The following is a 12380-nucleotide window of genomic DNA, read 5'->3' as shown; positions in this document are numbered from 1 at the left end:
CTCCTACTTCACTATATGAATAGCTTGTTTACTTTATGTGTTTATTTTACCAGTAAGCCGCAGGATTTACAGCATTTGTTTTTCCTGCATTCCAAGGTCCTTTGTGAAGTTCAAAGTGTAAATGCTGACCAAATGAATGTCCAGTGTTCCCCATGTTGCCTAGGAACTGCCCTTTTGAAACGGATCCGCCTGATACAGCACGGCTGCTCATGTGAGCGTAAACCGTAGTCCATTGTTGCCCACCGATCGAGTGAGAGATGTATACAACGTTTCCGTATGAAGATGAGTACTCTGATTTAATTACTGTTCCATCTGCAGCTGCATAGATCGGAACAGTTCCACCTTGAGCGATGTCGATTCCTTCATGCATACCGCTGCTTCTGTTACCAAATCCAGAAGAAATTCTTCCAGCAGCAGGTTTGATGATCATACCGTTACCTGAAACAGGTCCCATGGAAGGAGCTGATCCACCTGAAGATGAAGATTCTCGAGCTGCTTTTTCACGTGCAGCTGCACGAGCTTGTTCAGCACGGAACGCCTCTTCTTGAGATTTTAGAAGTGCACCTTCGTTTTCAATCTTGTGTGCTTCTGCATGCAACGAGTCTTCTTCTTTCTTAAGAGAAGCCATCAAACGAGTCTTCTCATCCATTTGAGCTTTCAATTGCTGTTGCAATACTTGTAGTTCTTTCATTGCGTTTTGTAGGTTAACTAGTTTTTTCTCAACGTCCGCCATCTTTTTCTCTAGAAGCTCTTTATCTTTCTTTTGTTCTTCTAAAAGCTGACGATCTTGTTCTGCGATCATGTTCAATGCTAGAACGCGGTCAAGAAAATCACCAAAATCTTTGGAACCAAGAACAACTTCTAAGTAAGAAACAGCTCCACCAGATTCATACATAGAGTTAACACGTTCTTTTAATAGAGCATCCCGCTTATCGATTCGCTTTTGAACAACAGCGATCTCGCCTTTTAAAACGTCGATCTCTTCTTTTGTTTCTTTGATATCTGTTTGTTTGGCTTGTACTTTCAGATCTGTTTCAGAAGAAAGCTTATCAATTCTTGCTACTTCTGCTTCAATCGCTGCTTGGCTGCTTTTGTTCTTATCCAGCTTTGATTTTGCAGCCTCCGCTTTCTTTGCATTTTCTTGTTGTTTTTTCTTGATGCTTGATAAAGATTCCGCGTGAACGACGGATTCAGAGTGATACATAGTAAAGGCGCCCAGTGCTAAACTTAGTGAAAGCACTGTACCAACCACTTTCCTTTTCATTCGTTTTCCTCCCTAACCCCAATTAATTGTTTCGTTTTTCTTGGATCTCTTTATTTCTGCTATCTTTACTAAATCTTCAAGAACTTACGGACAGATGTTAAGCTTCCCCACACGCCGATTACTCCACCAATCAACAGCATCAGCAACGCTAGCTGCGGGATAAGTGGTGTTACAGGCAATAGCTCAATGAATACTGTCCCTAATTTTTGGTTAACAATATCGAAAATCGCTTGATAACCTACCGTGATTACGATGATCGGAAGAACAGCACCCGCTACACCTAATGCAAATCCTTCAATGAAGAACGGCCAACGGATAAATCCATTCGTCGCACCAACGAGTTTCATAATTTCAATCTCTCGTCTTCGTGTCACGATTGTTAATTTTATAGTATTTGAGATGAGGAACATCGCTGTGAATACAAGTCCCAATACAAGGACGATTCCAACGTTGCGGGCAACATCTGTCACTTTAAAGAGTTTCTCGACGGTCCCTTGTCCGTACTCAACTTTGTTTACAAATTTAAATTTCTCAACTTCTTTTGCTACAGCAGCCGTATCTTGCGGCTTTTCTGTGTAGATGATGAACGCATCTCGCAATGGATTTTCATTCTTAAGAGATGAGAAAGCTTCTCCTTCATCTCCAAGACTTTCAATCAGTTCATCAAGACCTTCTTCTTTAGATTGATACTCTACCGTTTTTACCTTACCAAGCTTTTCAAGCTCTTGTTTGTAAGCATCGTATCGTTCCGGCTTTTCCGTTCGTTCGATGTAAGCTCTAATCTGTACATCGTCTTCGATCTGACTTGCAATATAGTTAATGTTCAAGAGAATTGCCAAGAACACACTTACTAATAGCAATGTTACCGTTACCGCAGAGATGGAAGCAAAGGACATCCAGCCGTTTCTTCCCATGCTCTTGAATGCTTCTACGAAATGACGCTTTAATGTTCTAATCTTCATAGCCGTAATCCCCCTTCGCCTCATCACGTACAATTCGGCCGCCTTCGATGGCGATTACGCGCTTTGTGATCGTATTTACAATTTCTTTATTGTGAGTTGCCATAACAACTGTCGTTCCACGAGCGTTGATCTCTTTGAAGATCTCCATGATCTCCCAAGCTGTTTCTGGATCAAGGTTACCTGTCGGCTCATCCGCGATAACAACTGGAGGATGGTTTACGATCGAACGTGCGATTGATACACGCTGTTGCTCTCCACCTGATAGCTCGTCCGGGAACATGCGCGCTTTGTTTTTTAGTTTTACAAGATCAAGAACTTCCATAACACGTTCTCTGATCACTTTTGGAGATTCTTCAATAACTTCAAGTGCAAACGCTACGTTTTCGTATACCGTTAAACGTGGCAACAGTTTAAAGTCTTGAAAGATAACTCCGATCTTTCTTCGTACTTTAGGAATCTGTCTTTCTTTTACTTTTGCAAGGTTTGTTCCATTAATGATAATTGAACCTTGTGTGGGTTTCTCTTCACGATACATACATTTTATAAACGTGGATTTACCTGCTCCACTTGGTCCGACTACATAAACAAATTCACCTTTTTCTATGTAGACGTCAATCCCGTTAAGTGCCATAACACCGTTCGGGTATGTTTTCCATACATCAACCATTTCTATCAAGCAAAATCACTTCCTTACTACCCCAAAAAATATTTCCCTGATCAATCAACAAGTTCTATATAAAGGTCTTTCGACAAATACGCGATATATGTCAGTTTTTTTCCGCAATAACTATTATAACATCTTGGACTGACAATTTTATTACAGTTGTGTTTCATCTTCCCTCAGACAAGGGACCATGGTCATGTTTTCGAGATTACGTAGTACTTAAAATACGACACAATTCGCTGAAATCCTTCATATATCATAAAAACCTGCAGGGAGACTTTTCGACACAGGTGCGATAAAACCGACCATCGCTGTGGGATTTCGGGTCTTTTGGCCTGGTATTGATAGAATTTTTTCAATGTATAATAGCAAATTCTAGTAAAAAGGGCTCTTCTATGCGAAAAGTACTAGTGAACAAAAGAAAACCAGTCGGGATAAGTCCCAACTGGCTGCATTTCTGATTGTTTATCCTCGTTTAAAACCTTCTCCTAATACTTCGTTTGCATTAACTACGATTACGAAAGCATCCGGATCGACACCTTTTACGTATTGTTTTAATTTTGTTACTTCATATTGAGCAACAACGACCATCAACATTGGCCGTTCATCTTGCGTATAACCACCGAAGGCATTGATTTTCGTAACGCCACGATAAATGTGAGTCAGTATGCCTTGGCGAAGCTCATCTTCTTTATCTGAAATGATCAGCGCCATCTTCGTCGTCCCTAGCCCGATCTGTACGACATCGATCGTTTTTGCGGTAATGAACATCGCGATAAGTGCATATAGAGCTTGTTCGATCCCGAAAAATAAGGCGGACGACGTAACGATCGTTCCGTCTATGAGAAGGATGATTGATCCGAGTGAAGCACCCGTATACTTATGGACGATCTGTGCGAGCAGATCAACTCCACCCGTAGAGGCTTTCCCACGGAACACGATCCCAAGACCAGCTCCGATTCCTAGTCCACCGAAAATCGCTCCAAGCAATGGATCTTCAGTCGCTGCTCCCCAGCTTTCAAAAATAAAGACGAAGAACGGAAGCACAACGGTTCCAACAAGTGTTTTCGCGCCGAATCGTCGGCCGAGGAAGAACAATCCCGCAAAGAAGAGCGGAATATTTAAACTCCACTGTACAATAGAAGGTTTCCATTGAAAGAGTCCATATAAAATCGTCGATATCCCGCTCACTCCGCCAGAGGCGATCTGGTTTGGCAGCAGGAATACCGAGAATGCGAGTGCCACAAGTCCTGATCCAATCACAACATATACATATTCTAAAATGAGTTCGACTGTCGGGTGCAAGATCCCGCGTCGTTTTCGCATAGCCATCATCATTGCTGTCTTTAACCCTCAAACTTTCATAAGGAATTTCTTTAAACCGAGAAAAAGTATACCAATCACAGTATGCCCTTGTAAATGAGACCTTAGTGCCGCGGTGATGAGGTGAAGTGTGGTTGATAGCAGTTGCCTTGGTGAGATTCTGTGTGTGGGAGCTAGATGTGGATAGTATGGGCATATGAAAGAGATAGTATTTTGGTTTGTGCATTTGTCGGAATGTGTTGTGGTTTGTCGAACTTCGGATAAAAAATTTTATCCGTGAAATTATTGTTTTTATACGTGAATATAATTGCATTTACCGTGAATATATGGAGGATTACCGTGAAATTAATGATGCATATTTTCATTTTTCTTCATTTTGTACTTTGCATTACTCCACAAAAGCCATCATTATATAGAAAATGTGCAAGAGGTGGTCACTTTTGATAAAAAAACATCGAACACGGCCAATTATCATTGATAAGTTACAGTCACTTTTAAAAAGAGCCCTACTAAATGATACTAAGCATGATGAAATACACCGCGCTTTAAGAAAACATGTATCTGGTTACCGTGGTGAACGGTCACTGGACTATTTTTATCGTTATCTCCCTCAAACTAACCTTATTTTTCTTCATGGTCTTAGAATTTCACATGAAGACTACTACTTTCAAATTGACACACTTATGATCACACCGCACTTCTTACTTATTATTGAAAGTAAGAACATTGCAGGACATCTCTATTTTGAAAGTGCGTACGATCCAATGATCCGTACATTAAATGATCAACAAGAAGCTTTTGACAATCCGGTTGAACAAATAAAAAGACAATCCTATCACTTGATGGCCATTATAAATAACTTCAAAACCCCCCACCTACCAATCGAATCTCTTGTAGTGATGACTAATCCAAAGGCAATAACAGAATTTTCTCCTGCTTACAAAGAAGCTCGCATGAAAGTAATCAAGAGTTCTGGTTTAGTAGCCAAATTTGAAGAGTTGAGCAATAAGCATCGCAAAGAAATAATCTTACCTAAAGATAGTAAAAAAATTAGTAAAAGCCTTATAAAAATACACACTCCAGATAATCCAGACGTTTGCCGCAAGTATCAAATCAATCCAAATCATTTACTAACTGGTGTGTTTTGTCCTAGTTGCGAGGCAGAATTTTTACAGCGTCATCGGAGAACATGGTATTGTGCGTCTTGTAAAAACAACTATAACAAGGCACATGAAGCTGCATTAGTAGATTTCGCTCTGCTAATCTCCAACACCATTTCCAATAAGTCCTGTAAACAATTTTTGAACCTTACATCAACAAGCCAATCATATCACCTGCTCCAGTCGCTAAACCTCCCCTTCACCGGCAATCGAAAATCCCGCGTCTACCATCTCGAGGATCTCGTTAAAAAAACAACCTCTAAGGAAGATGCTTCTCCTTAAAGGTTGTTCAGATGTAATCACCGTTATTGCTGAATGCCTAGTTCAACTAAGATAGTTTCTAGTGTTTTTCCTTTATATTTCTTTCTAGGTGAAGGTGTATCGTCCACATGCTGATTTTGCAGGAGATAGTTTTTCTGTACGAATTTCATATCTTTTGCATCTACCTTTCCATCAAAGTTAATATCCGCTGCACGTTTTCCGCTTCCCCACGCATTTTGAATCTCGATAGCATCATGAATGTCGATCACGTTATCTTGATTTACATCTCCAGCGGTCACATCGAGCGCGGTAATAAAGCGGCTTTGTCCATATAATTCACCTTTGTGTTCAAAACCAATATACAGATTGTCTTTTGTAAAGAAATGTCCTGGCACTCTCATTTCCACTGTGAATGCTTCTTTTTGAAGGGGAAGCTTGTCGTATTTGTACTGACCGTTGTCAGCGATGCGTGTTGATGGTGCATGTGCGTTACCTTCTCTATCGATAATTTGTACAGAGCCTCCTACCTTCGTCCAATCGCGTCTTTCTGTTACTGTTCCATCCTCGTTTTCAAAGCCTTCAGGCGTTACATAGCCGTTTGCAGTAGAGAACTGCGGTTTCACTTTCCAACTTAACTGAGCTTGCAGGACTGTTGATGTTTTAGCGTTGTTATCCGTTACTTTTGCAATTGGCGCTACTGCAGCTCGTGTCGCATAGTAGGCATCACTTACTTTTAACGTCACTTCTACCAGTGCGGCGTGATCTAGCGTTTCACTACCATCATTGAAGCCAACAGTTACGAGACCATCTTTCACGTCAATAGATGCTTTGTCTTTGTATGCGTCTGTTAATTTAGCATCCACAAGAGAGACCGCACCAAAGCTACTATTGTTAAAATTCCATTCCGCTTTGGTCAGATCATTTAAGTTATCTAATACTAGTGTGGCTTTTACCATTTCTCCAGTTTTCAATGGCGCATTTTTACTCTTCGTATAGGAAACAGGTGTGCCCTCTTTTACAAAATAGTAATTCTTCTGCAGAGCCTGGTTACCTGCCAGATCAAAACCATCCATTCGGAAGTTTAATGCAGGTACATTTTCGTTCATCGCGATCTCTTCAACAAACTTACCTTCTTTGTCCATTTTTATCGCTGATGATGGGAACGGTGTGTTCCAATAATAGATCATCGAGTTTGATGATTGATCTACGTTCAAGCCAACCTTCTTCATCTCATCTACTAAAGGATCGTTAATTTTGATGTCAAATGGATACGTCGCTTGACCCGGTTTGTATTCTAAGAACGGTGAATCGCCGTCAAGTGAGCTTTCAAAAGTTGGTTCATCAATATCGATGAACATATGGCGGTAATCGGTTAGCTGTTTACCAGTGGCTGTTGTTGAAATAAACTTCAGTTTATAGTAACCGGCTGGTGCATAAGAGATCTCCGAATCAACTGGATTTGTTTTATCACCGGTAAATTTGTTGTACATACCACTAAAAGCGTTTAACACGAAATAGCTTTGGTTTTCGTTTCGACCCTCTAAATTCATGGTTCCGATCAAGCCCAGATCTTTCCCTGATTTTCCGTCCTGAAGAACGACTTCCATCTTTTTCATCGGAGACTTAAAGTTAAATTCCATCGGCGTATAAATCGCGCGGTAACCAAAGAATCCACCTGTATTCAAATAGTTCGGCGCGATTGCTGGAGATGAAAGCTCTAGTTTGTTGTAGCCCTCCTCCGTTATGCGAACACTGAATGGAATTCTGTAGTGTTCAACTGCTTTCGATTGATTCGTCAGCGTGATGTACCCTTCGTAAATGCCCTCTTTTGCTTTCTTAGGAATATTGATACCTGCTGACACCTTTTTAAAATCGTCACCGGCAATCTTAATTTCGTCTGGAATAGAGATCTCGATTCCGTTCTTCTTCAAGCTTGGCGATCCCTTTGTTTCTTCTACTTCCACTTTGAACGTCTTCTTCACTTTTTCGTTGTTCTCAACCGTAATGGACTTCTTTAGTGCCAGCTTTTTGCCGGCATAATGACTTCCATATGCGATTCCACCAGTACGTTCTTTAATTTTCACTAGATTTGTAGAACTAGGAATCAACGTTTCATCGTTTACTTGAAAACTTGTTCCGCTGTACACAGCTTGATATGGATCAACACGTCCTGCCCCAACTTCAAATACGGAATAGTCTCCGTTAAGTGGATCAGCTGTGTTCATTAAAATCGTTTTTACATCCTCAGGCTCTAAGTTAGGATTAGCATCGAGCATGAGAGCCGCGATACCTGCTGTATGCGGAGCAGCCATGGATGTTCCGGAATACCGGGAATATGCGTAATCATAGTTTGTTTGGTTCGCTGGATTTACCATGTATGACGGAACCGTTGAAAGAACGGCAACACCAGGTGCTGTAACTTCTGGTTTCATGTCGTACGTCTGTCTCGCTGGACCTCTCGAACTGAAAGCGGCTAAGCGATCGCCTTCTGTTTGAACTTCATCATACTTTCCAAACGTAAAACTGGATTTACCTGCAGCGATTTGAGTTTTAATCTTTTCACCCGCTACTTTTGTTAAGGAGAATGATGGAATAAATGTTGTCGACTCACCAAGGTTCGCCTCGATAACTCCATCTACGTTGTTATATAGAAGAACTGCAACGGCACCGTTTTGTTTGGCGAGTGTCACTTTTTCGTTCAGTGTCGTTTCACCACGAGCGATGAGAGCAATCTTCCCATTTACATCTTTACCTGTGTAATCAGTAGCCTTACCTAGACCCACATCAACAAGATCGTACGACTTACCTGACAGTTCGTTCAATACATCAGCATAATGACGAGCGAGTCCAGTGAGTTGAAGTCCACTCTCACTCCCCACTGATCCTGTAAAAGAAGCGACCGTCATTGGTACGTCACTCGCTCCGATCGTAAGTGCTAATGCAGCAGCACCAGGAGAACCTAGTGTGTATGCGTTCGGACCCGCATTTCCTGCAGATACGACAGCCGTTACATCATTTAGAACCGCATAGTTGATCGCAGTACTCGTCGGATAATACGGATCGTTGATACCGGCACCTAACGAAAGGTTGATCACATCCATCCCGTCTTTAACAGCTTTCTCAATCCCCGCGATAATGCCTTCAGAAGAGCCTGTCCCGTAAGGTCCTAACACACGATACGCATAGATATCAGCATCTGGCGCTACACCTTGAACGGATACATTCGGGTTCTTGCCTTGACCAGCGATCGTACCAGCAACATGTGTCCCATGCGAAGTGTAATATGCGTTGCCGTTAAACTCTGGTTTTTTAGAATCTTGCCAGTTTTTATACGTCGTTTCCATCGGATCGCTGTCGTTATCAACAAAATCATATCCGCCTTTAAACACTTCTTTTAAGTCCGGGTGGTTGTAGTCGATCCCTGTGTCTAAGATCCCTACCTTCACACCCTCACCAGTGATGCCCTCGTTATGTAGCTGATCGATTTTCAAGTAAGGAATACTTTCTACAGATGTTCCAGCACTGTTGCTGTTCAGGGCTTTTTCTTCTCCCATCGCGATTGGATCTACTTTAAACGATACATCTTTATAAACCGCTTTTACGGCTTCAGATTGTAGGAGTGCTTCTACCTGATTGGCAGGCAGTTTCATCGCCACACCGTTATATACCGTTTTGTATGTGGATGTAATCTTATGCGTTGATTTTTTGGTCATAGGAGCGATCGAAGGAATCAGTTTCTCAACATCCTTTTTAAATTGAGCATGCTCTTGATCTACTTTGCTGTCAGCTTGTTGACGTGAGATCTTTTTCCCTTTTAACTGAGCGTCCAAAACGGCAGCTTGTCCAGGCTTTGATTGAAATTGAACGATAACGGAGATCTCTTTTTCGCTCTGCAGTTCTTCTTTCTTAAAGCCTTGAAGACCTTCAACATCTGTTAGTTCGAGCTGCTTTAAAGCTTCTCTTTGTTTAGCGGTAAGTGATGCTAGAATATCCTCGGCTTTAAAAGGAGCCGCACTTGTTTTTGGCGTAAACACTGATGTGTTTGGAGATAGCAGTAATCCAGCGGCTAAGGTAAGGGCAGTAGACTTTTTAATAAAAGATATCTTTTTCATCGTTTCCCTGCTTTCTTTGGTATTAATGATTTGCAAGCCATTATTTATATATGAAACTCTCAGATGTTAAAATTTTCCTAGAAAAACAATAAGAGTTGTATCCTCCTTTCTATTTTTTGAATTTTTTGTAGATTCAAATGTAATTGTAATCGCAATAACCCCTTGCCGCTATCGGGGTTTTCCACATGACTCCATACCTATTTCAACTTAGAACTTAATAGATTTTCGTTTGAAAACGAGGTGAGAAATAGGGAAATAGACTTAAAAATCGTTCAACTGATTTGGGGTTTTCTTTAGTAGAATAGAAAAAGTAGAGAATTTCTTAATAGAGATAGGGGGGCATCTCATGCTTGAAGGAAAAATCATAAAATTCTACAGAGAGCTTAGAAATATGACACAAAAAGAGCTAGGAGACGGAATTTGTTCAGGTACACATGTGAGTAAGATCGAACGAGGACTGACTGAGGTTTCCGATGAAACGATTCATTTTTTAGCGAATCGATTACAGATTGATATTCAAAATGAGATGAATTTATACAGAAACGTGGAACTTCTCTTAAGAAAATGGGAAGAAGCAATCATCATGAAGCTGGATGTCAAAACGGAAAACATCAAGAAGCAACTCGAACAGATTCCTTTGTTGCAGATTCCAGATTTTTATCGCACTCACACCCTTTTGTTAACACGTTATTACATACTTACCGAACAAAGAAAAAAGACAGAAACCCTTCTTCAAGAGATGGAAAAGTGGACGGAACTCTCATATCGTGAACTGAGCATGCTTCTGCATATTAAAGGAATCTACGGACTTCAAATGAAACATGATTATTACGAAGCGATTGATCTCTTGAAACAGGTAGACCCTACCTACTACAACAACCCGGAATATTATTATCATATGGCTGTCGCGTATCACTCTACCAATTCCCGCGTTCTGTCATACTATTACGCTAGTAAAGCACTTAGCTTTTTTGAAAAATCGCACTGCTATGTAAGGGTGATTGAAACTGAGATGCTGATGCTTATTCAAATCGAACAAGAGCCAACAAGTGGGCCACAAAACGAGAAATATCAAGAACTCATCGAAATGTGTGAGAATTTTGGCTTGGAGAAACAAAAAGCGCTTCTTCTGCACAACTTTGGCTATCATTCGATCCTTCATGGGAATTTTGAAGAAGCGTGCCGGTACTACAAAGCATCGATGCAGCTAAAAGATCCTAGCACCTCAAACTACTTAGGGTCTCTTGAAGGATACGTAAACGCAGCTACTCTTCTTGGAAAAGAACCTGTTACAACCATTCTTCAACTCGCACAAAAAGGATTGAATACAGCGCAAGAAACTGGCAGCACGACATTTGTTCACTTCTTTCAGATGCATATCTATCGATTAAAAAAACAAGACGATCTTTATTTTGATTATCTTGAAACAGAATTGTATCCACATTTAAAAAAGCTAGGCTATGTATTACCCGCTGAGCACTATGAGATCAAGCTGTTTGACTTTTATAACCGAAACGAAAATTTAGAAAAAGCAAATATGTACGCAAAATACATAGCGGACAAAAACCGCCGTTCGAATCAGTTTGTTTGATAAAGAAAGGAAGCCGACATTGGCTTCCTTTTCAAATTACTTATGAAGGACGTTTCATCTGCACGACCTTATTTTCTTCTTCCATGGCGAGCTGTTCTTTCGCGAGCTTCTTCTTATAGACCACGCGTGACAGCATGATGCTGATCTCATAAAGGACAAGCAGTGGGATGACGACTAGAAAATCTGATACTAAATCTGGCGGTGTGATCAAGACGGCAACGACAACAAGTCCGAAATACGAGATTTTTCTAGCTTTTGTTAAGACGTTTGGATTTAAGATGCCAAGCGACGTTAGGAACATCACCACTAATGGAATCTCAAACAAAAAGCCAAAAGGAAGCGTTAGATTCATCATGAACTTAAAGTATTTTTCTGAGGTGAAGAATGTTTGGAAATGCCCTTCCGATAGACCTAGCAGGAAATTAAGAACCATTGGGTACACGATAAAATAACCGAACGCTAAACCGAGTACGAATAAGAAGAATAGTGCCGGAATATAGGACAGCGTTACCTTCTGCTCTCTGTTACTCAATGCCGGTTTGATGAACAGCCACGTCTGATGCGCGGCAACCGGAATGGTGAACGCGATCGCGATGACACCGGATATCATAAAATACACCCATAAGATCTCGCTTGGTCCAAGAACGGCAAGCTGCTGATCAAGATCTCGAATCAGCCAGTCGTAAATCGGCTGAACGTAGAAAAATGAAACAGAAAGAACGGTTATGAATACCGCGAGCGTGATAATAATGCGTTTTCTAAGCTCACCAAGGTGTTCAACGAAAAACATCTCTTCAGCTTTCATCCCACACAGCCTCCTTTCTTTAAATAGCGGTTCATTTTAAATTGTTGTGCCGTGTTTGGGCTCATGATTCATGTGTATTGAAGTTCAATCCAGAAGTTTGGGCCTTCAATCCACGAGTTTTGACTCCCAATCCACGAGTTTGGACCCTCAATCCACAAATTTCAGCTTCCAATCCACGAGTTTAAAATCGCAACAGGTATAAAGAAAAAGATGCGGCCTTTAACCGCGCCCGCATCTT

General features: G+C 41.0%; 8 protein-coding genes. 2 read left to right on the top strand and 6 right to left on the bottom strand.

Features of this window, described 5'->3' with window-relative positions:
• Window positions 1-46 precede the first annotated feature (46 nt).
• From IHV09_RS09935 to IHV09_RS09920, 4 genes are all read right to left on the bottom strand, one after another.
• Window positions 47-1264: a murein hydrolase activator EnvC family protein gene (locus tag IHV09_RS09935; RefSeq protein ID WP_197264393.1), complete on the bottom strand. Its 1218-nt coding sequence runs from the start codon at window positions 1262-1264 to the stop codon at window positions 47-49.
• 68 nt (window positions 1265-1332) lie between these two features.
• A complete protein-coding gene (gene ftsX / locus IHV09_RS09930) occupies window positions 1333-2226 on the bottom strand; it encodes a permease-like cell division protein FtsX (RefSeq protein ID WP_197189843.1) in 894 nt (297 codons plus the stop codon).
• Entirely contained in the window at window positions 2216-2902 is a 687-nt protein-coding gene (gene ftsE, locus IHV09_RS09925) for a cell division ATP-binding protein FtsE (RefSeq protein WP_137791963.1), read from the bottom strand. Before ftsE ends, ftsX begins: the two co-directional genes overlap by 11 nt.
• 453 nt (window positions 2903-3355) lie before the next feature.
• Entirely contained in the window at window positions 3356-4216 is an 861-nt protein-coding gene (locus IHV09_RS09920) for a YitT family protein (RefSeq protein WP_144697907.1), read from the bottom strand.
• A 437-nt stretch (window positions 4217-4653) separates the two neighbouring features.
• Between IHV09_RS09920 and IHV09_RS09915 the strand changes: the two genes are divergently transcribed.
• Window positions 4654-5655, top strand: a complete 1002-nt coding sequence (locus IHV09_RS09915) for a nuclease-related domain-containing protein (protein WP_197264392.1) — start codon at window positions 4654-4656, stop codon at window positions 5653-5655.
• Window positions 5656-5678: 23 nt separating this feature from the next.
• Here IHV09_RS09915 and IHV09_RS09910 read toward each other — a convergent pair whose 3' ends face one another.
• Window positions 5679-9746 carry a S8 family serine peptidase gene (locus IHV09_RS09910; protein ID WP_197264391.1) on the bottom strand — a complete coding sequence of 1356 codons (4068 nt, stop codon included), beginning with the start codon at window positions 9744-9746 and terminating at the stop codon, window positions 5679-5681.
• A 346-nt stretch (window positions 9747-10092) separates the two neighbouring features.
• Between IHV09_RS09910 and IHV09_RS09905 the strand changes: the two genes are divergently transcribed.
• Window positions 10093-11337, top strand: coding sequence for a helix-turn-helix domain-containing protein (locus IHV09_RS09905; protein WP_197264390.1), 1245 nt, complete (start codon window positions 10093-10095; stop codon window positions 11335-11337).
• Between the two features lie 40 nt (window positions 11338-11377).
• Here the strand turns inward: IHV09_RS09905 and tatC are convergent, their stop codons facing one another.
• Window positions 11378-12142, bottom strand: coding sequence for a twin-arginine translocase subunit TatC (tatC, locus tag IHV09_RS09900; protein ID WP_197264389.1), 765 nt, complete (start codon window positions 12140-12142; stop codon window positions 11378-11380).
• Window positions 12143-12380 lie beyond the last annotated feature (238 nt).

It is taken from the genome of Fictibacillus sp. 23RED33 (genome assembly GCF_015903925.1).
Taxonomy (GTDB): Bacteria; Bacillota; Bacilli; order Bacillales; family Fictibacillaceae; genus Fictibacillus; species Fictibacillus phosphorivorans.
The sequence above is the reverse complement of the archived record's forward strand: the minus strand, read 5'-3'. Positions and strand labels throughout refer to the sequence as shown.

Excerpts from the sequence above, each read along its gene's own strand:
- IHV09_RS09935 (WP_197264393.1), bottom strand. The coding sequence starts at position 1,264 with ATGAAAAGGAAAGTGGTTGGTACAGTGCTTTCACTAAGTTTAGCACTG.
- ftsX (WP_197189843.1), bottom strand. The coding sequence starts at position 2,226 with ATGAAGATTAGAACATTAAAGCGTCATTTCGTAGAAGCATTCAAGAGC.
- IHV09_RS09920 (WP_144697907.1), bottom strand. The coding sequence starts at position 4,216 with ATGCGAAAACGACGCGGGATCTTGCACCCGACAGTCGAACTCATTTTA.
- IHV09_RS09910 (WP_197264391.1), bottom strand. The coding sequence starts at position 9,746 with ATGAAAAAGATATCTTTTATTAAAAAGTCTACTGCCCTTACCTTAGCC.
- IHV09_RS09905 (WP_197264390.1), top strand. The coding sequence starts at position 10,093 with ATGCTTGAAGGAAAAATCATAAAATTCTACAGAGAGCTTAGAAATATG.
- tatC (WP_197264389.1), bottom strand. The coding sequence starts at position 12,142 with ATGAAAGCTGAAGAGATGTTTTTCGTTGAACACCTTGGTGAGCTTAGA.